Origin of the sequence: Methylomonas koyamae (assembly GCF_019669905.1) — a bacterium.
GTDB classification, from domain to species: Bacteria; Pseudomonadota; Gammaproteobacteria; order Methylococcales; family Methylomonadaceae; genus Methylomonas; species Methylomonas koyamae.
The window spans coordinates 129,645-151,580 of sequence record NZ_AP019778.1; the positions used below are offsets into that span (position 1 = coordinate 129,645).

General features: G+C 52.3%; 17 protein-coding genes and 2 pseudogenes. 13 read left to right on the forward strand and 6 right to left on the reverse strand.

Annotated features, from left to right (window positions below; genetic code table 11):
* Positions 1 to 33: 33 nt before the first annotated feature.
* The 3 genes from MKFW12EY_RS22380 to MKFW12EY_RS22390 are packed head-to-tail and all read left to right on the forward strand — an operon-like array spanning position 34 to position 5,897.
* Positions 34 to 3,225 (forward strand): CusA/CzcA family heavy metal efflux RND transporter, encoded by a 3,192-nt coding sequence (locus MKFW12EY_RS22380; protein ID WP_221054649.1) that lies wholly within the window; start codon positions 34 to 36, stop codon positions 3,223 to 3,225.
* Positions 3,218 to 5,542, forward strand: coding sequence for a heavy metal translocating P-type ATPase (locus MKFW12EY_RS22385; protein ID WP_082409597.1), 2,325 nt, complete (start codon positions 3,218 to 3,220; stop codon positions 5,540 to 5,542). Before MKFW12EY_RS22380 ends, MKFW12EY_RS22385 begins: the two co-directional genes overlap by 8 nt.
* Before the next feature lie 34 nt (positions 5,543 to 5,576).
* On the forward strand, positions 5,577 to 5,897 hold the full coding sequence (locus MKFW12EY_RS22390) for a hypothetical protein (RefSeq protein ID WP_054758451.1): 321 nt from the start codon (positions 5,577 to 5,579) through the stop codon (positions 5,895 to 5,897).
* A 414-nt stretch (positions 5,898 to 6,311) separates the two neighbouring features.
* Here MKFW12EY_RS22390 and MKFW12EY_RS22395 read toward each other — a convergent pair whose 3' ends face one another.
* Positions 6,312 to 6,908 (reverse strand): recombinase family protein, encoded by a 597-nt coding sequence (locus MKFW12EY_RS22395; protein WP_054758449.1) that lies wholly within the window; start codon positions 6,906 to 6,908, stop codon positions 6,312 to 6,314.
* Positions 6,909 to 7,060: 152 nt separating this feature from the next.
* Between MKFW12EY_RS22395 and MKFW12EY_RS22400 the strand changes: the two genes are divergently transcribed.
* Positions 7,061 to 10,138, forward strand: coding sequence for a Tn3 family transposase (locus tag MKFW12EY_RS22400; protein ID WP_221054650.1), 3,078 nt, complete (start codon positions 7,061 to 7,063; stop codon positions 10,136 to 10,138).
* 53 nt (positions 10,139 to 10,191) lie between these two features.
* Here the strand turns inward: MKFW12EY_RS22400 and MKFW12EY_RS22405 are convergent.
* The 3 genes and pseudogenes from MKFW12EY_RS22405 to MKFW12EY_RS22415 all read right to left on the reverse strand — a co-directional run.
* A pseudogene (locus MKFW12EY_RS22405) lies at positions 10,192 to 10,551 on the reverse strand (AAA family ATPase); the annotation flags it as partial.
* Positions 10,541 to 12,175, reverse strand: a complete 1,635-nt coding sequence (locus MKFW12EY_RS22410; RefSeq protein WP_245006540.1) for an IS481 family transposase — start codon at positions 12,173 to 12,175, stop codon at positions 10,541 to 10,543. The pseudogene MKFW12EY_RS22405 and the gene MKFW12EY_RS22410, both read right to left, overlap by 11 nt.
* Positions 12,176 to 12,179: 4 nt before the next feature.
* The gene (locus MKFW12EY_RS22415) at positions 12,180 to 12,740 is read right to left on the reverse strand and encodes a recombinase family protein (protein ID WP_054758448.1); all 561 of its coding nucleotides are present in this window, start codon (positions 12,738 to 12,740) and stop codon (positions 12,180 to 12,182) included.
* 187 nt (positions 12,741 to 12,927) lie between these two features.
* Between MKFW12EY_RS22415 and MKFW12EY_RS23115 the strand changes: the two are divergent.
* Positions 12,928 to 13,161: pseudogene (locus tag MKFW12EY_RS23115) on the forward strand (IS5/IS1182 family transposase); the annotation flags it as partial.
* A 106-nt stretch (positions 13,162 to 13,267) separates the two neighbouring features.
* Here the strand turns inward: MKFW12EY_RS23115 and MKFW12EY_RS23385 are convergent.
* Entirely contained in the window at positions 13,268 to 13,585 is a 318-nt protein-coding gene (locus MKFW12EY_RS23385; RefSeq protein ID WP_483414317.1) for a HEAT repeat domain-containing protein, read from the reverse strand.
* A gap of 36 nt (positions 13,586 to 13,621) precedes the next feature.
* On the opposite strand from MKFW12EY_RS23385, the gene MKFW12EY_RS23390 reads away from it, so the two are divergent.
* Positions 13,622 to 13,858: a hypothetical protein gene (locus tag MKFW12EY_RS23390; protein ID WP_483414318.1), complete on the forward strand. Its 237-nt coding sequence runs from the start codon at positions 13,622 to 13,624 to the stop codon at positions 13,856 to 13,858.
* Between the two features lie 62 nt (positions 13,859 to 13,920).
* Here the strand turns inward: MKFW12EY_RS23390 and MKFW12EY_RS22425 are convergent, their stop codons facing one another.
* The gene (locus MKFW12EY_RS22425; RefSeq protein WP_054758442.1) at positions 13,921 to 15,231 is read right to left on the reverse strand and encodes an MgtC/SapB family protein; all 1,311 of its coding nucleotides are present in this window, start codon (positions 15,229 to 15,231) and stop codon (positions 13,921 to 13,923) included.
* A gap of 227 nt (positions 15,232 to 15,458) precedes the next feature.
* Here MKFW12EY_RS22425 and MKFW12EY_RS22430 point away from each other — a divergent pair, with 227 nt between their 5' ends.
* The 7 genes from MKFW12EY_RS22430 (at position 15,459) to MKFW12EY_RS22460 (ending at position 21,935) form a co-directional block, all read left to right on the forward strand.
* The gene (locus MKFW12EY_RS22430; protein ID WP_054758440.1) at positions 15,459 to 16,118 is read left to right on the forward strand and encodes a response regulator; all 660 of its coding nucleotides are present in this window, start codon (positions 15,459 to 15,461) and stop codon (positions 16,116 to 16,118) included.
* Positions 16,115 to 17,524 (forward strand): ATP-binding protein, encoded by a 1,410-nt coding sequence (locus MKFW12EY_RS22435; protein WP_221054652.1) that lies wholly within the window; start codon positions 16,115 to 16,117, stop codon positions 17,522 to 17,524. Before MKFW12EY_RS22430 ends, MKFW12EY_RS22435 begins: the two co-directional genes overlap by 4 nt.
* Before the next feature lie 110 nt (positions 17,525 to 17,634).
* Positions 17,635 to 17,982 carry a YgiW/YdeI family stress tolerance OB fold protein gene (locus MKFW12EY_RS22440; RefSeq protein ID WP_054758438.1) on the forward strand — a complete coding sequence of 116 codons (348 nt, stop codon included), beginning with the start codon at positions 17,635 to 17,637 and terminating at the stop codon, positions 17,980 to 17,982.
* Between the two features lie 71 nt (positions 17,983 to 18,053).
* The gene (locus tag MKFW12EY_RS22445) at positions 18,054 to 18,812 is read left to right on the forward strand and encodes a DUF2490 domain-containing protein (protein WP_054758469.1); all 759 of its coding nucleotides are present in this window, start codon (positions 18,054 to 18,056) and stop codon (positions 18,810 to 18,812) included.
* 38 nt (positions 18,813 to 18,850) lie between these two features.
* Positions 18,851 to 19,849: a hypothetical protein gene (locus MKFW12EY_RS22450; RefSeq protein ID WP_157199146.1), complete on the forward strand. Its 999-nt coding sequence runs from the start codon at positions 18,851 to 18,853 to the stop codon at positions 19,847 to 19,849.
* A 333-nt stretch (positions 19,850 to 20,182) separates the two neighbouring features.
* Entirely contained in the window at positions 20,183 to 20,449 is a 267-nt protein-coding gene (locus tag MKFW12EY_RS22455) for a type II toxin-antitoxin system VapC family toxin (RefSeq protein ID WP_256360346.1), read from the forward strand.
* A 10-nt stretch (positions 20,450 to 20,459) separates the two neighbouring features.
* Complete coding sequence (locus MKFW12EY_RS22460; RefSeq protein WP_221054653.1) at positions 20,460 to 21,935, forward strand: class I SAM-dependent DNA methyltransferase; 1,476 nt, start codon at positions 20,460 to 20,462, stop codon at positions 21,933 to 21,935.
* Position 21,936: the final 1 nt, after the last annotated feature.

Below are 21,936 nucleotides of genomic sequence, written 5' to 3' on the forward strand. Positions count from 1 at the left end.
TTTTATTATTGGCGGATTCGGGAGTGGCTGACCATGTTTGAGCGCATCATACGTCTGGCTATCGAACAGCGCTGGCTGACCCTCATTGCCGTCGTGGCGATGGCGGCGGCCGGCATCTACAACTACCGGGTACTGCCGATCGATGCGGTGCCCGACATTACCAATGTACAAGTCCAAATCAACACCACGGCGTCCGGTTATTCGCCGCTGGAAGTCGAGCAACGGGTTACTTATCCGCTCGAAACCGTGATGGCGGGCTTGCCGCATCTGGAACAAACCCGATCATTATCACGCTACGGACTCTCGCAAATCACGGTCATATTTGAAGACGGCACCGATGTCTATTTTGCCCGGCAGTTGGTCAATCAAAGGCTACAGGAAGCCAAGGACCGCTTGCCCGCAGGCGTGATGCCGGCGATGGGGCCGATTTCAACCGGGCTGGGTGAAATTTATCTGTGGACCGTCGAAGCCGAGGAAGGCGCTAAAAAAGCCGATGGCAACGCCTATACCGCTACCGATTTACGCGAGATTCAGGACTGGATTATCAAACCGCAACTACGCACCGTGCGAGGCGTCACCGAAATCAATTCGATTGGCGGTTATGCCAAGCAGTTCCAGGTTGCCGCCATCCCTGAAAAATTGGCGTCATACGGCTTGACGCTGGGCGATGTCGTCACGGCCCTGGAGAAAAATAACGGCAACGTCGGTGCCGGATATATCGAAAAACACGGTGAGCAGTATTTGATCCGTGCGCCCGGCCAGGTTCATTCCATCGAAGACATCCGTAGCATCATTCTCGGCAATGTCGATGGGGTGCCCATTCGTATTCGCGACATTGGTGAGGTTGACATCGGTCGGGAGCTACGTACTGGGGCGGCGACGGAGAATGGTCATGAAGTGGTGCTGGGTACGGTGTTCATGTTGATCGGCGAAAACAGCCGCAGCGTCTCGCAAGCCGCCGACCAAAAAATGCAGGAAATCAATCGGACGCTGCCGCCTGGGGTAAAGGCCGTGACGGTCTATGATCGGACGGTGTTGGTCGATAAGGCGATCAATACGGTGAAGAAAAACCTGACCGAAGGTGCGGTCCTGGTGATCGTCATCTTGTTTCTGTTCTTGGGCAACATCCGTGCCGCTATCATCACCGCGTTGGTCATTCCTTTGGCCATGCTGTTCACCTTTACCGGCATGGTGAGTTATCACGTCAGTGCCAATCTGATGAGTCTTGGGGCCTTGGATTTCGGCATCATCATCGACGGTGCCGTGGTGATCGTCGAAAACTGCGTGCGCCGACTCGCCCATGCGCAAAGCCATCATGGCCGACCACTCACCCGGCAAGAACGCTTTGACGAGGTATTTGCCGCATCCAAGGAAGCGCGCCGGGCGCTGCTGTTCGGACAATTGATCATCATGGTGGTATATCTGCCGATCTTTGCGCTAACTGGTGTCGAAGGCAAGATGTTTCATCCGATGGCGTTTACGGTGGTGATTGCGCTGTTGGGGGCAATGTTGCTATCGATCAGTTTCATTCCGGCAGCGGTGGCCTTGTTCATCGGACAAAAAGTCGACGAGAAAGAAAACGTAATCATGCAATCCGCCAAGCGTTTTTATGCGCCGGTATTAAACGATGTGATGGCGAACAAGCCGGTGGTGGTCGCGTTCGCAGCCATCACGATTGTCTTGTCCGGCTTATTATTAACCAGAATGGGCAGCGAGTTCGTACCCAGTCTCAATGAAGGCGACTTGGCAATTCAGGCAATGCGGGTGCCGGGTACCAGTCTGTCGCAGTCAGTGGCGATGCAACAGCAAATTGAAAACGACTTGAAACGGCATTTTCCTGAGATTGATCGCGTATTTGCCCGAAGCGGCACGGCGGAAATCGCTTCTGATCCGATGCCGCCCAATATTTCGGACGGCTACATCATGCTCAAACCGCAGGACCAATGGCCTGAGCCGAAAAAATCGCGTGATGAATTATTGGCGGCCATTCAAAAAACGGCCAATCAACTGCCGGGCAACATTTATGAATTTTCCCAACCGATCCAGTTGCGCTTCAATGAATTGATTTCCGGGGTACGCAGTGATGTGGCGGTCAAAATCTTTGGTGACGACATGGCGGTACTGAATACCACTGGGACGGATATCGCCGAAGTGTTGAAGAAAATTCCCGGTGCGTCGGAAGTCAAAGTGGAGCAGACCACCGGTTTGCCGATGCTAACGGTCAATATCGATCGGGAAAAAACGACGCGTTACGGCCTCAATATCGGCGATGTTCAGGATACCGTCGCCATTGCGATGGGTGGTAAAGAGGCGGGGATGCTGTTTCAGGGCGATCGACGCTTCGACATCATCGTCCGTTTACCGGAACATTTGCGTAACGACCTGGATACCATCCAACGCTTGCCGATTTCGTTGCCGCGCTCGGCGGGTGTGAGTGAAAAAGCCGCGTTCATCCCACTCGCGGAAGTCGCCACGCTGGAATTGGCGCCGGGGCCCAACCAAATCAGCCGCGAAAATGGCAAGCGCCGTATTGTCGTCAGCGCCAATGTGCGTGGACGCGATTTGGGTTCATTCGTCGCCGAGGCGCAACAAAAACTCCTGCAAGTCAAAATCCCTGCCGGTTACTGGACCAGTTGGGGCGGACAATTCGAACAACTGCAATCCGCGACGCAACGCCTGGAAATCGTGGTGCCTGTGGCGTTATTGTTGGTGTTTACCTTGTTGTTCATGATGTTCGGTAACGCAAAAGACGGCCTACTGGTATTCAGCGGCATTCCCTTCGCGCTGACCGGTGGGTTGGTTGCCTTATGGCTGCGGGACATCCCATTATCAATTTCAGCCGCCGTTGGCTTTATTGCTTTATCCGGCGTGGCAGTCTTAAACGGTTTGGTAATGATCGCCTTCATCCGCAATTTGCGCGAGGACGGTTTGTCTCTGGAAAAAGCCATTTTTGAAGGCGCATTGACCCGATTGCGACCTGTGCTGATGACGGCATTGGTCGCATCGTTCGGTTTTGTGCCGATGGCGATTGCTACAGGTACAGGCGCCGAAGTCCAACGCCCACTGGCTACCGTCGTCATTGGTGGCATTCTCTCGTCAACGATGTTGACGTTGTTGGTATTACCGATTTTGTATTGGTTCGCCCATCGTCAGGACGAACCCGCTACTGCCGAGGCGCCTGACGATTCGCCGATGGCTTTTAAAGAGGAATTGAAGCATGAGTAACTGCAATCAAACACAGAAATCCTGCTGTTGCCCTGGCGATAAGCCGGTTACCACTCAGCCGGCGGAAACAAACGCCCCAAGTGGCATGACGTTCAAGATCGAGGGTCTGGATTGCGCAGAAGAAGTCGCGACTCTAAAAAGTGCGATAGGCCCGCTAGTGGGTGGCAGCGACAAGCTGGCGTTTGATATCTTAAATGGGCGAATGACGCTGTTATCTGATGCGGAGCCTGTAACGGAAAAAACTATCATTAAAGCCGTTGCCAAAACAGGCATGAAGGCCTCACGTTGGCAACCCGGTCAGACCGATACCGATGTCAAGAAACTGCACCGTTCGAAGACCACTTATACCGTGTTGAGCGGTTTGTTTATTATTGCTGGTATGGTGATTCATATCGCCATTGCCGGTGGGTTTAGTGATGCGCAAACGTTTCTCAGCCACCCCGAAACCTGGTTCGTACGCTGGGAGGTTATCACCGAATACCTCACCAGCTTATTGAACGCACATACCCAGCAGGCTATACCGTTGCCTGAAAAAATCGCGTTCGGCTTGGCGGTGATTTTCGGTGGGCGGCATGTGGTTGTTAAAGCGTTTTATGCGTTGAAACGATTGCGTGCCGATATGAATTTACTGATGACGGTTGCCGTCATCGGCGCCATGTTCATTAATGAGTGGTTCGAAGCGGCTACCGTGAGTTTCCTGTTTGCCCTGTCCTTGGCGATTGAAAGCTGGAGCATTGGCCGTGCCCGTCATGCGGTAGAAGCATTGCTGGATTTAGCGCCATCGACGGTCAGGGTCAAGGATGAAAGCGGACAGGAACGCTTGGCACCCGTCGCGGAAGTCAGTATCGGCACCCATTTCATTCTCGCGCCCGGCGATAAAATACCGTTGGATGGCGAGGTGATTGCGGGTTTTAGTTCAGTCAATCAGGCACCGATTACCGGAGAAAGTATTCCGGTTGCCAAGCAAGTGGGCGATGAAGTGTTTGCCGGCAGTATCAATGGCGAAGGAACCCTGGAAATCCGCTCTACCAAGCTCGCCACGGATACCACGCTGGCACAAATCACGCGTCTGGTTGGAGAAGCGCATGGCAAGCGAGCGGAAGCCGAACAATGGGTGGAAAAATTTGCACGTATTTATACGCCGGTGGTGATGAGCTTGGCGTTGGCCGTCTGGGTCATTCCGCCGTTGTTTTTAGCGGGCGTCTGGAGCGAATGGCTATACCGAGCCTTAGTGTTATTGGTGATTGCTTGCCCTTGTGCATTGGTCATTTCGACGCCGGTCAGTATTGTTGCTGCATTAGCGAGTGCGGCACGGCAAGGTATTCTGATTAAAGGCGGGATTTATATCGAAACGCCGGCCCATCTTAATGCGATCGCCTTTGATAAAACCGGTACGCTGACTCGCGGCGAGCCGATCGTCACCGGTGTTTACCCGTTCAATGGTCATAGCGAAGCGGAACTGTTAAGCCGTGCGGCCGCATTGGAAGCACGCAGCAATCATCCGCTGGCAAAAGCCATTCTGCAATACACGGAAAACCGGGGCATCAGTGTCGCCAGTGCGGACAACGTGACGGTTCTGCCCGGTAAAGGCGTAACCGGGCTATTTAATGGAACCGATTACTGGCTGGGCTCGCGTCGTTATCTATTGGAACGTAGCCAGGAAATTCCGGAAATCAGTGCAAAAGCAATTGCCCTTGAACAGTCCGGGCAAACCGTTATTGCCATTGGCAGCGAGCGGCACATTTGCGGCCTGATTGCCGTCGCCGATCAACCTCGCGCGCAAATCAAATCGATTTTGCAACGCCTCAGACAAACGGGGATCGAGCACTTGGTGATGTTGACCGGCGATAATCAGGTGACGGCCAACAATATCGCGGCCCAAATCGGTATTGACGAAATTCATGCCGAATTGTTGCCGGTCGATAAAGTGGAGATCGTCGGCCAAATGGTCGGGAAATACCGACAAGTGGCGATGATCGGCGACGGCGTCAATGATGCCCCGGCGCTGGGTCGGGCTAATCTGGGCATTGCCATGGGGGTATTGGGTTCGGATGCGGCGATAGAAATAGCGGATATTGCCTTAATGGGAGACGATCTGTCCAAGTTGCCTTGGCTGATTGTTCATTCCAAAAGAACGCTCTTGATCATTCGGCAGAATATAACCTTTGCGCTGACGATCAAGGCGGCTTTTGCCGTGCTCGCTTTTGCCGGTTTGGCGACCTTATGGGAAGCCATTGCCGCCGACACGGGCGCCTCGCTGCTGGTCGTTGCCAACGGTTTGCGACTGCTGCGCCCTCGCAATCTCGCGATTGATTAGAACCGCATTTTTTGAACCCTTTTGGAGAACACGCATGCAACCCATAATCCCGATACTGTTAATCACCTCTTTGAGCCTATTGGTGGGGTGTACTACCTTGACCGAGCGTTCGGAACCCCATCTGGCCGTTCAGCATTCGGCACTGATCAAACATTTTGAAGACGAAGCGGTCGAGCTAAAGGCAAAAATTGCCGAGCATCAAACTTTCGTCGATAGCTTCGAGTCACGGCGCTATTTGTACGGTCGCCATGCTGACGACCTCAAGGCTCATAGCCAGGAAGTGATCGAGTTGTATCAAAAGGCCGAGACGGCGAATCGGGAAATGGCCGATATGGTTCGGCAGGCTGGCTATTGAGTCGATCTGTGGCAGATATAATGGATTCGAGTATCCGGAGAGTCGCTGTTGTTGCGAAAGACTTTTCGGAAATCTCTTGCCCGAAAAATCGGTGGAAATTACGCGACCATTGATGCCTTGTCCCGGAGTTCCTCCGTCCAGTTTGACGGTGCCGGTAAATCGGCAAAATCTTTTGATACCTTTCAAAACCAAGCAAAAGAACTTAGCGCGGCCCCTTTATGACTTTGGCTTTTAGAATTTACCGAGTTGTTTGAATGTTTGGTTTGTATCCGTAATCAGACTATCAACTAGTTTGAGGCTGAATGTCGCCTTGGGGTCAGGTGTTGCCGGCCAGACAGGGCATACAGAATCATTAGCGCCTTATCTTAGGCGCTAACTCGGTTTTTTCGTTTGAATCAACAGCTCAATGCAATTTTAGGTTTTAGCAGAACCATTCCGTTTCTCTGCCACGTAGGAGAAGAATTTTCGTCTCCCAACGCCGGTAATCTCACAAACCTCGGCGGCGGTTTTATCCGAATTTTCGTAGAGGATTCTGGCATTCTCCAATTTTTCTGGGTCAGTTTTAGGTCTTCCGCCCGTTTTGCCACGCGCTTTAGCAGATGAACGGCCGGCCGCCGCCCGCTCTGCGCGAAGTTCCCGTTCCATTTGGTGAATAGCGCCCATCATCGACAAGAAACAACGGCCAGTCGCCGTGGTGGTGTCGATATTTTCGCGCAATGACACTAAGTTAATTTGCCGCTGTTCCAGTACCTTTGCCGTGGTCAGTAGATCCATCAAAGAACGCGTCATGCGACTTAATTCGCTGACGACCAGGGTATCGCCAGGGCGAGCATATTCTAAAAGCTGATCCCAGCCGGGCCGATCCATATGCGAGCCGGTCATCTTGTCGGAAAATATTTTGCCGCACCCGGCTTTTTGCAACGCATCAATCTGAGAATCCAGATTTTGGCCGGTACTGCTGACTCGGGCATAGCCGATTCGATGAAATGGCGTCGTCGTATTGGTTTGCATGGTGCAAAAAGTTAGCACAGAGTAGGGTTAAATGCATTATGATTTTGGCAAAGGTTTCTGCACTAAAAATTTAAGGAATTGAAATTGGAAAGGATGGGTGAAGGTGGAGTGCAAAAAGTGTACTTTCTGCACTCGCCGAAAAGCGGTGCCGAATGAACGTCAATTCGCGCCGCCTGTCTATCCTGACGAAAAGTGAAATCGATGATCTTTACGGTTTGCCTCGTTTCAGCGATGACGACCGCAGTCTCTTCTTCGATTTAAGCGCGGTTGAACAGAAAGCCGTCGACGCCGTTTATGCCCGCTCATCGGCAGTCCATTTAATCCTTCAAATCGGGTATTTCAAGGCCAAGCAACAGTTTTTTGTTTACGAGCGGGAGAGTGTGCTCGACGACCTACACTATATTCTCCAGCGGTATTTCCCCGACCAGGCATTAGATAAGATCAAAACCCTATCCAAGCCGACCCGACTCGAACAGCAACAGATCATCCTCCAGTTATTCGACTATCACCTATGCGACGGCGAAGCCAAGGCGGCACTGGAACTGAAAGCGCAGCGGGTCGCCATGCTGTCAACACAGCCGATTTACATCCTACGCGAAACCTTACAATACCTGACAAACCAACGCTTAATTGCTCCAGGCTACACCTATCTACAAGACATGGTGAGCCGGGTTGTGACTGGCGAACGACGGCGGATTACGGGCTTACTGGAAAAAGCCATGACGCCGGATGTCGACAAGCAACTCGAAGCCTTGCTTGAGTCTGAGGAAGGCATGTACCGCATCAGCCTTCTCAAGCACGAGCCTAAGGATTTCAGTTACCGCGAGTTACGCCAGGAGGTTGACCGCCGCAAATTTTTCCAGCCGCTGTATGAATTTGGGCAAAGCTTTCTGGGTACTGCCGGCCTGTCCAATGAGAGCATAAAATACTATGCCTCATTGGTTCCATTCTACTCCGTCTATAAGCTTCGGCGCATGGCGGAACCCACGACACGCCTGTATTTGCTGTGTTTCGCCTTTCATCGCTTTCGGCAAATTAACGATAATTTGATCGAAGCGTTGATTTGTCTGATTGGCCAATACGAGAAACAAGCCAAACTTGCCGCCGATGAAGCCATGCAGCAAGCCATCGACGAGGCCGGCGCGAATCTACAGGCGGCAGGCCAAGTTCTGGAACTGTTCATCGACGATTCAATCCCTGACGAAACACCGTTTGCGGCCATCAAGGAAAAGGCTTTCGAGCTACTCAACATCGAGAGCTTTCCAGTCGTATCGGATTTTATGCGTAACATCGCATTCGATAAAACCGCTTTTGAATGGTCGTATTACGGTACGCTGCGGCATAAATTCAAGCTCAATTTACGGCATTTGTTCTGTAACCTCGATTTCGTTTGCTTGGTGTCGGATGAACCCCTGCTGGAATCTATCCTATTTCTACAGGAGCTGCTGCGCCAGGGCAAGACACCACGACAGATGAATCCGGCCAACTTTCCGACCGGAATCATCGGCAAGAATGTGCAGCGGTATTTGTATACCAGGGCGGAAGAACAAAAAAAGAAAACCCTGGAGGTTGACCGCTATGAGTTCCTGGTATACCGCGAGCTACGGAAGGCGCTTGAAGCCTGTGACGTATTTGTTCGGGATAGCAACGAATTCCGCAGCTTTGATGACGACCTGATCAACGCCGAGCGCTGGAATAAGGATAAAGACGCGATATTGCAAGAAATCGGCGCACCGATTCTGTTGACACCGATTCAGGATACGTTAGCCGCGCTCAAGCAGGAATTGGAAGCCAAGTACAAGTCCGTGAACCAGCATATTGAAAGCGGCGACAATAAACATATCAAAATCACCGGTAGCGGGGACAAACTTCGCTGGGCGTTGGTTTATCCCTCCGAAGAAGAATTAACCAACAGCCCTTTCTATGCTCAATTGCCGAGTATCGGCGTGGCCGACCTGCTTTGGTTCGTCGCTGAAAGAACAGGATACTTGAAGTCATTTGCCCACGTTTTGGAGCGCTACGTCAAACAAGATACTGATCCCAAGCTCATTCTGGCGTGTATCGTTGCTATGGGCACTAATATGGGTTTATGGAAAATGGCGGAAGTCTCGGGGCTTAGTTATTCTGCGTTGCTGACGACGGCTCGCAATTTTCTGCGAGCGGAAACGCTACATGCGGCGAATGACGCCATTTCCAACGCTACGGCGGCGTTGCCTGTTTTCCAAGCGTACGACATCCACCAACAGAAGCATTCTAGCAGTGATGGCCAGCATATAGTCACGCAGATCGACACGGTCAATGCCCGACACTCCAGCAAGTTTTTTGCGCTAAAGAAAGGCGTAAACGCCATTACCTTGGCCATGAATCATGTCCCGATTAATGCCAAGATTATCGGTGCGCACGAACACGAATCACATTTCGTGTTCGACATCCTGTACAACAATACCACGGAGATCAAGCCGGAAAGGCATTCGACGGACACACATGGCACCAATCAAGTGAATTTCTTTATCTTGCGCGTCTTCGGCTACCAATTTTCGCCACGTTATCGCGACCTGCATAAAAAGATCGATAGCCTGGTTGGATTCCAGCACCCAAGCCGTTATGGCGATATCCTGTTTAAACCATCGCGTAAAGTCTTTGATACCTTAATCTGCAAGGAGTGGCCGAATATCCAGCGCATTCTGGCTTCGCTGGCACAAAAGGACGTGACTCAAGCAACCATCGTGCGTAAGCTCGCCAGTTATAAGCGGCAAAACCAGACCAAGAAGGCCCTATGGGAATTGGACAATATTTATCGGTCACTTCATATTCTTGATTTCATCGATGACCCAATACTCAGGCAGCGCATTCAGAAGGCGCTTAATCGCGGCGAGGCGTATCATCGTATGCGACGAGCGATTTCCTATGTCAATGGCGGTAAATTCCGGGTAAAAACCGAAGCGGAGCAACAAATCTGGAACGATTGTTCCCGGCTGATTGCCAACGCCATCATCCACTACAACACGCTAATCTTGTCACGGGTGTATGAGCAAAAACTGGCTGCCGGCGACCAGGATGCTATCGAGATCATCAAAGGCACGTCGCCCGTCGCCTGGCAAAATGTGAATCTGATCGGTAAGTTTGAATTTACGGAAGAAAATGCCAAGGTTGACATCGAGGCGTTGGCCGCACGATATAACGACCCTGATTTTTGGCGAAAGTCTGTTGAGGGTTATAGCGATGCTTAATATTAGGTGTTGCTAATTTTTACCTTTTCGAGGGGATGGGCAAAAATAGCCTTCTTGCGCACGAGTTCTCGCAATGCCCGCTCCCGCTGTTCGCCTTTCGGTATTTGCACTTTCTTGTCGGTGGCCAGATCGTAAAATAAGGCGGCAATCAACGTGCTCAATTTGACGCTGTGCTTTTCGACACTCAGCGATTTCGAGACGGTGATTTTGTTTTCGTCCTTCAACTGCTGTTGTAAGCGTCGCATGGTGACGGTCTTGCCGCTGCCCACCACGCCGCAGACCGCGATGAGCTTGCCTTCCTGGATGGCCCCCTTGATGTCCTTGAGCAACTGTTTATGCTGTTCTGTCTCGAAATAGCCGGTTTGGCTGAGCGGCTGTGTCAGCCCAAAATATTGCATCACTTCAACCCGCATGTCCTTCTCCTGCTTGTTGTTCACGAAAGTAGCTATGCACACGCGACAACACTACGCTACGCGTCAGGGTTTCGGCCAGAATCTGATCGATCGCCGCTCGCTCGGATGGCGAAAGCTTGGCTAGTGGCATAGCCAGATCGTCTGCAATAGCCAGCTTGGCGGCGATTGCATTGGGAAACTGGTATTCCTGCACTGGGGGCTCGAAAGGTTGTTTCGGCAGTTCTACCGTCGTCGCTGTCGGCTTCAAACGGATGTCGTCGCCGGACAGCGCCGATATCGGTAACGCCAGCTGATCGGCCAAGGCGCGAATACGCTCGGCGCGCGCTGCGGTTTTACCCCGCTTGAAGGCGCGGTACCGATGGAGCGGGATGGGGCCGGATACCGGATAGTAAGGCCCGAACTTTTCGCCTTCGAACTCGACAACCATTTCGTCGTCGAACAGCCCCCACAATAAGATGACGGTCTCGCCCGCCATATCGGGCTCCACTTCATACGTCGTGCCGGATATATTGATCCGGGCATCGACACCGACTTTGCGGGTTTCGGGTTCCCGCGCGAAACGACAGAATTGCTCCCAGCTGCACATTTCACGTAGACCTTCCGCCGGCAAATGTGTCAGCCAGTCCGTCAAGCGGGAATGTTTCTCGGTGCGGTGATTCTGATCGTTGTAACGAAGCAGATAGCGCAGTAACCATTCATTGGCTTGTTTTTCGGTCTCCGGCTTATGAAAATGGTACAGGGTTTCGTGAGCTTCTTTGACGGTTCTGAAGGGCCGCTCGACTTTGCCCTTTGATCGGGCGGTGGTACGCGTTCCGTCCTTGCCGGCGGGCAGATGGGTTTGCCATTCGACGCCCAGGGCCAGCATCACATTCTGGAACACCAGACTCTTGGCGACCGGGCCGTTATCCAGGTAAATCATCTTAGGGCGTCCTTGAAAGGGAAAGCCGGCATCGGCTTTAGCAGCCATGGCATTGAACAGAAAACGCAAGGCCGATTCGGCATCTTCACCATATACACAGCGGTATTCCTGATAACAAACGCCGCTACGATCATCGACCACGCTGAACAGCATCAAGGTGGGTTGGCCTTTGGCCGGATCTATCCATTCCGGCTTATCGATATGCTTGAGGTCGGAAGGCGACAGATCGAATTGCCAGCAGTCATTGCTAAATTCGGCCTGGAAACGCACGGCGGGCGGTTCGCGCAACAAGCGCGGATGATCCAGATGATAAGTCGACAGATAGCGGTTGATCGTGGCTCGCTTCAATAAGCCTTTTGGCGTTTTGACCAGCCCTTGGGCGGTTTCCACGCCATGGTCTTCCAAGAGCCGAATGGCTTGCTGGGTGGATAGATGCCGGCCTTGTTTGTTGGTGGTCCGCAGTTTCAGCGCCGCAATCAGTTCGCAGTAACGCTCCAAGTCGGCCGCCGGCAGCAAGCGGGATTTGCCGTAATCGGCGCGATGCGCGGCGTGAGGTTTGCGGAAGTCGTTTAATGCCCGGTAGACGGTCGTGGTCGAAATGCCATACAAATCGGCGACCGCCGCGATTTGGGTAGCGCGTTCCGGACTTTTGGGCGGCAAGCGGTCAAGCCGCTGCCGTAATTGCAGCAGGGAATCGACCGGAATAACCTTACGTTTCCTGTCCACCGCTCGCCAGTGCGCGATACACCGTCGCGCGGCCGATGCCCAGCCGCCGCGCGATCTCGGTCGCCCCCAGTTTTTCATCGTGGCGAAGGCGCTTGATTTCGGCGGTATCAATCGAGGGCTTACGGCCTCGATAAACACCGCGTGATTTTGCGGCGGCAATGCCTTCAATCTGCCGCTCGCGGCGCAGGTTGGTTTCAAATTCGGCGAATACGCCCAGCATGTCCAAAAACGCTTTCCCGGCCGCCGTGCGGGTATCGATCGGTTGCTCGGTGGCTTTCAAGGTGACGCCTTGCGCCTTCAGCGTAAAAACGATGTCTTGAAGGTCTTTGATGCTACGCGCGAGCCGGTCAATGCGCGTGACGACCAAGGTATCGCCGCACCGCAGGAAATCCAGTAAAACTTGAAGCTCTGTCCGTCCCGTTCGACTGGTGCCGGTGGCTTTCTCCGCCCGAATGACTTCGCAGCCGGCGGCGCGAAGCGCCAGTTCTTGTAAAGTGAAATCCTGATCGTTGCTGGAAACGCGAGCGTACCCGTAGAGCGCCATAAACCGGTAGTGTCTCATTAGCCTTATAGAGGCTAAGACAGTACCATATCAAAAATAACAAAACAACCCTATTGAGACAGATAAATTGTCTCATTGGATTGACGCATACGGGTATACTCAAAAGAAACGATATTTTTCGCGCCCACGAAAAGTTCTGAAACAAGGCAAGTGGTGTTTTTCAAGGTAGTTGACGCGAGGGACTTTGGAGGCCATTGTCAACCCGCGTCCAGAATCGACGCCGGCACAGCCACAGGGACTGTACCTGGACAAAGGTTATGACTACGACGAAATGCGTGAGCTGATGGAGGCATTCGGTTATACGGCGCCTACCCGTCCCCATGGTAAGATGCTGACCCGCTGGGAAAAACGGGCCGCGTCTTATCTGGCCATGCTCCACCTGGCCAGTGGCATAATCAGTTGATAAGCAAAAGGTCTATTGGGACAGTTAATCCATACCGGTGCTTAGTAAGATTACCACAAACTGTTCTTTAATTAGCTATGAGAAACTGGGTCAATGCGGAATCAAATCAGGCCTCTTTCGCGCTATCAATTTTTGTTAAAGCGGTTTTAACTTGCTGACGAAACCAATTATTAGGATGGTTGATAAACTGTTCGATGTCGCTTCTGGCCTCCACCGCTTTGAGTTTTCCGAGCCCTATCACAGCTGCCACTGCGATATCACTATCACTAAGACATTTCCTTAGAAAAGGAATCGCATTTTTACCCTGTATTCCTGCCTGGAACAGGCGGAAATTCTGTGCGGCGTCAAAGTCGAGGAAGCCTTTGAGGATCTGGGTTATCGCGGCGTTGAGATCCCCGCCGTCAGGCTTTACAAAGCCCGGCAAAAGCGCGGCCTGAACACGCGCCGATTGAAGCGAGCCTTGAAACGACGCAATGCCATCGAACCGATTATCGGCCACCTGAAAAACGACGGGCTTCTGCGCCGTAACCACCTCAAAGGCATGTTGGGCGATGCCATGCATGCCATTTTGTGCGGCGCCGGCCATAACATCCGCTTGATTCTCAGGCAGCTGAGAATTTTTTGGCCTGAATTTTGGCAAGCTCTCCATCGCTTCTGGGCGCTCTCACCGCGTGGGCTTGTTTTACTTCCAGCATGACGACCCTTGTTTTAAAGTTCAGGCTTTTTCAGGGCCAACTAAATACAATTAACGTTCCATTGCTATTCCATCCTTGATTCGTATAAGCCGATTAATATCGGTAAGAACCTTTCTGAAATAATTATCCCTGTAAGCCCCGCAACGGCTACAAAAAACATAGAAGCGACTAATTTTCTAATCAAAGAACCATTTCTGGTTTGAAGAACAAATGAAAAACTAAAAGCAATGCTTGCAAACGAAGCCAATATCGAAGCCTTACTTGCGAGCGCTGCCGAAATGCTTCCGTGCGACGCAAGATTGGCTGAAGCGGCCACGGAACTGGCGCTCGACACTAATCCGCCAATAATGCTAACGGTATAAAATCCAGTTTCTCCAAAAATGTTTTGGGATAGTGTTCCAAATATGTGAATGACTAGAAATACAAAACCGTATTTCAAGGCAGTCCATAAAGAAAACGGTAAACCCAGTGTTAATTGTATGGGCTCGTTTTCGACGATGACTCTACCACTACGATGGCTGATCAAAACCAAAACGGCGCTTGTAAAAAACATCAATACAAACGCCAGCCAACTATTTAATAAAACATTTGGTGCCAAGATGAGCAAGAGCATCGCATTACGCGCTAACATCGCCGTTGTTGCCAATAATATGCTTCTATAAGCATAGTCGACCAACCTATCGTTATATTTAATGCGGCTGGTAAGCTCAATGACAGTAAAATTACTATTTACTAATCCTCCTAAAAAACCAGAAATTTCCGTGCCTCGCGCACCATAAATCTTTAAAAGAACATAGTTTGTAAAACCTATGCTTGAAATTAATATAACTGTAACCCATGTCGCTCTTGGATCGATCAATTTCCAGGGACCAATTGAACCGGGTGGCAATGCTGGATAAATTACGATAGCCAGAATCGCCAAAAGTAGTGCGGAACGCAGTTCGCTTTCCGTTAATCCGACCGAAAAACCGCTTAGAGGTTCTTTCAAAGCCAAAAGTGCGGTGACTATAACCATAACTGCCGCAGGAGAAATGGTATGCCCTTGCCCGCATAGAATACCAGCGAAACAGGTGATCAACATGGCGGCCGAAGTTGTTAACTCGATAGTTTGTTTAGTATGTAACAATTGGATGTTTAGAGTATAAGTCAGTAGCCCGACCAGAAAAAGGCTCAATAAGGCAAAGTTTTCCCCCATTGCGCCGCCTATTCCTCCGAGTAGCGCAATAAGTCCGAATGTTCTTAGACCGGCTTCTTTATCGCGCCTTTCTCGTTCAAGCCCGATTAGCAAACCCAACACCAGACTCAGCGACAAACGAATTAAAGTTTCACCGTAAGGCCAAATAATGGTAGGCAATAAAACTGATTGATCCTGCATTTTATTTTAAATAAATAAACATTTATCGTTGCCGTTACATTCGGTAAATAAAATATGTTTATCTTGCGACGCGCAAGTTTAACGATCCAGAATACACTGCCGAACGCCTCGGGAAAATAAAGTTGTTAATGGCGATGTAAAAAGTTAACAATAATTACGCGATCGTTTTTAACGATTAACTCTTGAACCGAGCTTTCAAAACCAGTTTAACTTTCCTTCAATAGATTATGCGTATCCTGCTTGCCGAAGACGATACGTCTTTAGGCGCCACCTTGCAATCCTGGCTGCAACTCGACGGCTATGCGGTCGATTGGGTTAAACGCGGCGACCATGCCGAGACGGCATTGCGCGCACAATCTTACCAATGCCTATTACTCGATCGTGGCTTGCCAGCATTGAGCGGCGACCGCTTACTATCCGCTTTGCGGGCCAGCGGCAACGACATGCCGGTATTGTTAATTACCGCCCGCGACGCCTTGTCGGACCGCATTGCGGGTCTCGATCTCGGTGCCGACGATTATCTGGTGAAACCTTTCGATTTGGAAGAATTATCGGCGCGCATTCGCGCTGCTATTCGGCGCGGCTCCGGGCAGGCTGCCGGCGTGCTGCGCCACGGCGGCATCACGCTTGACCCGGCCGGCAAGCATGTTACCCAAAACGGGGCAACCGTCGCGTTAACCGCACGAGAATTCGCCATCCTTCATGCCTTAATGCTGCACGGCGGCCGGCCGGTCGGTCGCGATAGGCTCGAAGATGCTCTATATGGCTGGGGCGAGGAAGTGGAAAGTAATACAGTCGAAGTACACATTTACCACCTGCGCAAAAAGCTCGGGCACGGCCTGATTCGCACGATGCGCGGCTTGGGTTATGTGCTGGAATCGCCATGACGGGTTGGTTTCTGCAATGGCTGCGCGGCAAGGCCGGCCGCGTTTCCCATCCGCCCTATTCGCTAAGAAGGCGATTGTTGGTTTCGGTGCTGGGGGCCAGCGCGCTGTTATGGTCGGTCAGTTTGGCGATCATGGTCAATATTGCCTGGGACGAAACCAACGATGTGTTCGACGACGGCCTGGAGGACGCCGCTCAATTGATTCGCGCGGCTGGCGCCGATGTGTCCGGGCCGGCAGTGGCGAATACCGGCCCGATAGACCGCGATCGCCGCCATGCCGGCATTTATTACCAACTCGTCGCCGACAACCGTGTATTGCGCCGTACCGGACCGACCCCCGATGAACCGTTCGTGACCGATTTCGATCGGCACAAAGGATTCCGAACAGCATGGGTCGGCATCGTGCCGTGGCGGGTATTCGTCTTGCGTGACGAAGATGGCGGCGCTGAAGTCCAGGTCGGCCAGCCGCTGCAAGCACGCACCGAAATTCTCGAAGAATTGGCGGACGATCTGATTTGGCCGGCCATGACGTTACTGGCATTACTCGGTGCGGTTATCTGGCTGGCGATCAGCCGGTTGATCGGACCGATCGAACAAACGGCGCTGACCATCGCCGGCAAAACCCCGGAAGATTTGACGCCGGTGGCGGTTATTGAGCAACCGGTAGAATTGCAACCGATCGTCAATGCGCTCAATACCGTGTTAGGCCGTTTGGACCATGCGCTGCAAGCCGAACGCCGCTTCACCGCGGACGCCGCGCACGAATTGCGCACACCGTTGTCCGCGCTGCGGATGAAGATCCAGTTGCTGGAACGGCAGCATCCCGAGCATCGGCCGTCGTTACGCCAGCTCTACCACGACACCGACCGCTGCACCGCGCTGATCGAAAATCTGCTGACCCTGGCCCGTTTCGATGCCGCCCAGGCGGCGACAGTGCCGCGCGAATCCGTGGCGTTGCCGGATTTGCTCGACGAACTGCGCCGCTATCATCTACCTCAAGCCGAAACCGGACAGATCGAGTTGGCCGTGGAGTGTAGTGTGGCGACATTGGTCGGTAATGCGGATTTGTTGCGTATCGCGCTGCGCAATTTGCTCGACAACGCGCTGCGTTACTGCCCGCCGGGCTGCCGGGTGCGTATCGAGGCGCGGTCCATTGCCGCCGGGATACGCCTGACGGTACGCGACGACGGTCCGGGGGTCGAAGCATCCCAGCGCAGCCAGCTGGCCGGACGTTTTTTTCGAGTGCTCGGCAGCGACCGGAGCGGAAGCGGCCTGGGGCTGTCCATCGTTGAGCGCATTGCCGCGCTGCACGGCGCCACGCTGTATTTCGAGACCGGCCTCAATCAACGCGGCTTGAGCGCGGTGCTGGACTTTCCCAGCCCCGGGCAGGAAAGAAACGCCGTTTAGCTTCATATTCGCTTCATCGCCGCGTGGTCAAATGGTTGCCACGATCCCGGTGCCTGCCGACGCGGGTACGGGACGTGCCTTTCATTTATCGATTATTTGGAGAAGCCGCCATGAAACGCTTATCGACCTTGATTATTCTCGTTTTCGTTGCCCACACCGCACAGGCGGAATACGCCGGCCCAAGCAACGTGCCGGCCATGACCGTCAAGCAATTGCTGGATACCGGCACTGACGACCAATACGCGACCTTACACGGCCGATTGGTATCGCACGACGGCGGTAAACATTACACCTTCGCGGACGACAGCGGTAAATTGCGCGTGGAAATCGAGCCGCAACTGTTGCCGGCCGGCCAAACCATTGACGCCAAAACCCGAGTAGAAATCAGCGGCGAGTTCGACAAAGACTTCGGCGAGGCGGAAGAATTGGAGGTCAAACAGATCAAAGTGTTGCCTTGATTTACCCAGGGGACGGCCGGTTTCGCTCCGTCTTCATTAATGAACTTTGCAAAACAATACGGATGCCAACAATGTCCGCAATCGTCAGCAAAGCGCTAAACAATCTTCGTTCCCACAGATTGTCGGCCAGATCAGCCTGGCTCGTCCTGCTGGCGGGATGTCTGTTGGGAACGACGGCGCAAGCCGGTTCCGTGGAAAACATGGCGGGTAACTGGAGTTCGCTTACTCTCTCGGGCAGTCTCCGCGCTATCTCGCCCAAGTTTCATCAATTCCGCTGGATCCTGATCAATCAGACTCGCCTGCGGGACGACAACCCCGCTGCCTGGCGCCTCAACGAAGACCAGTTCTACGCGCAAATGGGCTTTACCGTTAATTCATACGCCAGCGTCTGGCTGGGCTACGTCCACGATTGGCATCATTCTCTCGGCAAAACAGCCTACCACGAAAGCCGGACCTACCAGGACCTGCTGTTCGACGTTCCGATTACGCCTTTCAAGGCCAAAATCCGCACCCGACTGGAACAGCGGGTCAACCAAACCACGGGCAACATGGGTATCCGCCTGCGACAAATGGCCACGCTCCAGTTTCCCCTGGTCTTCATCGATCCAAAACTGTCTTTGTACGCGAGCGACGAGGTGCTTTGCCACCTGAACGCCAATAGCTTCGGGGCTACCGGGTTCAGTGAAAACCGCGCAATGGCGGGATTTAGCTTCCAATTCAATCGCCGGCTCGGCGTGGACCTTGGGTATCTCGGGCAAACCATTCAGGAAGCCGGCGGCGACATAGTCCTCACGCATAATGTGAACGCCAACCTGAGTTACCGGTTTTAATGCCATAACATTCAAATGGCCACAATAACCGGCTTGTCATGAAAGGCTACCGATTTTCGGGCCCTTGTACTTTGGCCGTTGCGATCGTTTTGGCTTCCGGATGCGCTAGTCAAGCACCCAAATCGACCGGTGAAGCACCGGTCGCCAACGCTGTGGAACGCAAATGCGGTCCTGCATCAGTGTTTAAAGAACTAAATTCCAGTTCGGAACGGTACGATGAAGAAAATACGGCGCTACTCATTTCGGAACTCTCTGCGTTATCTCCCGCAATGTTGGATATCGCCAATATCATAGGCGTTACAAAGTCATTTGAAGGACTTCATTTGCGAGATGTAAGGAATCCGCAACCTGAATCAGACAAGCGCATACAACAGTTGCAAGTTAGAGAACAGCTAACCATTCGGATATTGCAGGCCTTGCTAGCCGTAAAGAGCGCTGCAGCGGAAGCCGACTGCGAAGAAGAACGAGCTGCAGATGTCGCTGATCGTCTTCAAGACAGTCAGGAGTTTCAGTCGACGCAGTTCACCGTACTTTCCCTTCTCGGCAGCGGTTTGGGCGGAGCATTATCCGGCGGACTGTCTCTCGGCGCACAAGCCACTTGGTCGGCAATCGCAGGCATTATCGCCGGTATTACCGAAGCAACATTCGGCACTATGGCGCTATCGAATTCGTTAACCCTTGAGTTCAACCACGAACGCAATATATTGAAGGAAATTTGGGATGGCCCCAAGCAATCAAAATTATTTCCACGGTCAGTGTGGCGGTTCTTGAATCGGCCGTTGCCGGACGATGTTTCCCATCGATCACTACGGGAGACATTGATTGCTCGTTGGCAGCGCGATGGGCGCCTCGGAGAGGCTAATTCAATAGCGGAGCAACACCGTATCGAACTGTTTTTCGGTGCCGGCGGTTTGTACACCGCAAACGAGCTACGGGACCGCGCCGCGATGTTAGACATGGTGGAATCAGATGTAAATCTAATGAGTCATGATCTGGAACATTTTCTGGATGAACTTTTATCTCATTCAGTTCTATAGCCTTGCGTTGACTGGAATTTGGTTTCTATCAAATTCGTAGGATGATCAAGATGCTAAAATTCTACAATAACAGGGATTTGGAGACAGCGTGCGTAGCTGAAGCGGATCTGCGAGGTCAACTTTTGGCGGCGGGTTTGCCGATTTAAAGCTTGGTTTCATTTGCAGTTAGAGTGAGCTGGAGAATAGCAATTGCGAGCCCGAAGGGATAAATGCAAGCTCAGTTGCAATTAATTCGAGCTTAGCGGAGTTTTCAGTTGCAGTTAATTCGAGCCGAAATCGGCGTTAAATGCGAGCCCGACCAATTTCAAACGCGAGCCGATACAATTAGCGGGTATCGATTCGCCAAGCTGCGCTTACAGTGCGATTACGCGCATGGAGTTGCTGAGTTTTCCTGATTTGACGGATGTGGAAGCGACGTTTATCAGGCAATTATTGGAACCGATGACCTATCTCGCTGTTAGTCAGATTATTGAGGAACGCACCATCGAATTTAGGCATTTGCATCGCGTCAAATTGCCTGACGCCATTATTGCTGCAACCGCGCAAACACACGATCTCCAGTTGTTGACACTGGACAAAAAACTAGCCGCCAAACTGTAAAGTCACTTTTATGAACGCCGAATCCATCGTTTCCAAAGTCTGGAGTTTTTGTACCACCCTGCGCGACGACGGCGTGGGTTATGGCGATTATCTGGAACAGCTGACTTATCTGATCTTTTTGAAGATGGCCGACGAATACAGCCGGCCACCGCATAACCGCAATGTCGGCATCCCCGCCGAATACAACTGGCAAAGCCTTAAGACTAAAAAAGGCGCGGCGCTGGAAGGCCATTATGTGGTGCTGTTGCGCGAGCTGGGTAATAAGCCGGGTATATTGGGGCAAATTTTTACCAAGGCGCAAAACAAGATTCAGGATCCGGCTAAGTTGTCGCGCTTGATCGATATGGTCAACGACACCGATTGGGTGGTGATGGGCGCGGATACCAAAGGCACCATCTACGAGGGTTTGCTGGAGAAAAACGCCGAGGATACCAAGTCCGGCGCTGGGCAATACTTCACGCCACGGGCTTTGATCAAGGCAATGGTGGAGTGTGTGCGGCCTGAACCCAGCAAATCGATTGCCGACCCAGCCTGCGGGACCGGCGGTTTCTTTTTGGCGGCCTATGACTTTTTAAAAGCCAACTACCCGCTGGATAAAAAGCAGTTGGCATTCTTAAAACACGAAACCTTTTACGGCAACGAGATTGTCGCCAATACCCGCCGCATGTGCTTGATGAATATGTTTTTGCATAACATCGGCGAAATCGATGGCAACAACGCCATTTCATCCAACGACGCCTTGGTGGCGCCACCGGCAGAAACCGTCGATTACGTGCTGGCTAATCCGCCGTTTGGAAAGAAAAGCAGCATGACCTTTACCAACGAGGAAGGCGAGCAGGAAAAGGACGAGCTGACTTATAACCGCCAGGATTTTTGGGCAACCACATCCAACAAGCAGCTTAATTTTGTGCAGCACATTCGCAGCCTGCTGAAAATCAGTGGTCGCGCGGCGGTGGTGGTGCCGGATAACGTGTTGTTCGAAGGCGGTGCCGGCGAGTTGGTGCGCAAAAAGCTGATGCAGAATACCGATTTGCACACCATTCTGCGGCTGCCGACCGGCATTTTCTACGCTAACGGCGTCAAGGCGAACGTGCTGTTCTTCGATAACCGCGAAGCCAGCCCCAACCCATGGACCAAGGAAATCTGGTATTACGATTACCGCACCAATATTCATCACACCCTGAAAAAGAAGCCGTTGCGCTACGAGGATTTGCAGGATTTCATTGCCTGCTACAACCCGGCCAACCGCCATCAGCGCCATGAAACCTGGCACGAGCAAAACAACCCCGAAGGCCGCTGGCGCAAGTTCAGCTATGAGCAAATTCTGGCGCGGGATAAGACCAGTCTGGATATTTTTTGGCTGAAAGATAAATCGCTGGCCGATCTGGACAACCTGCCGGAGCCGGACGACATCGCCGCCGAGATTATTGAAAACGTGGAGGCGGGGCTGGCTTGTTTTCGGGAGATTGCCGGGGTGTTGGGTTAAT

Coding starts and splice junctions, on each gene's coding strand:
- MKFW12EY_RS22380 (WP_221054649.1), top strand. CDS start 34: ATGTTTGAGCGCATCATACGTCTGGCTATCGAACAGCGCTGGCTGACC.
- MKFW12EY_RS22385 (WP_082409597.1), top strand. CDS start 3,218: ATGAGTAACTGCAATCAAACACAGAAATCCTGCTGTTGCCCTGGCGAT.
- MKFW12EY_RS22390 (WP_054758451.1), top strand. CDS start 5,577: ATGCAACCCATAATCCCGATACTGTTAATCACCTCTTTGAGCCTATTG.
- MKFW12EY_RS22395 (WP_054758449.1), bottom strand. CDS start 6,908: ATGCAAACCAATACGACGACGCCATTTCATCGAATCGGCTATGCCCGA.
- MKFW12EY_RS22400 (WP_221054650.1), top strand. CDS start 7,061: ATGAACGTCAATTCGCGCCGCCTGTCTATCCTGACGAAAAGTGAAATC.
- MKFW12EY_RS22415 (WP_054758448.1), bottom strand. CDS start 12,740: ATGGCGCTCTACGGGTACGCTCGCGTTTCCAGCAACGATCAGGATTTC.
- MKFW12EY_RS22425 (WP_054758442.1), bottom strand. CDS start 15,231: ATGCAGGATCAATCAGTTTTATTGCCTACCATTATTTGGCCTTACGGT.
- MKFW12EY_RS22430 (WP_054758440.1), top strand. CDS start 15,459: ATGCGTATCCTGCTTGCCGAAGACGATACGTCTTTAGGCGCCACCTTG.
- MKFW12EY_RS22435 (WP_221054652.1), top strand. CDS start 16,115: ATGACGGGTTGGTTTCTGCAATGGCTGCGCGGCAAGGCCGGCCGCGTT.
- MKFW12EY_RS22440 (WP_054758438.1), top strand. CDS start 17,635: ATGAAACGCTTATCGACCTTGATTATTCTCGTTTTCGTTGCCCACACC.
- MKFW12EY_RS22445 (WP_054758469.1), top strand. CDS start 18,054: ATGTCCGCAATCGTCAGCAAAGCGCTAAACAATCTTCGTTCCCACAGA.
- MKFW12EY_RS22450 (WP_157199146.1), top strand. CDS start 18,851: ATGAAAGGCTACCGATTTTCGGGCCCTTGTACTTTGGCCGTTGCGATC.
- MKFW12EY_RS22460 (WP_221054653.1), top strand. CDS start 20,460: ATGAACGCCGAATCCATCGTTTCCAAAGTCTGGAGTTTTTGTACCACC.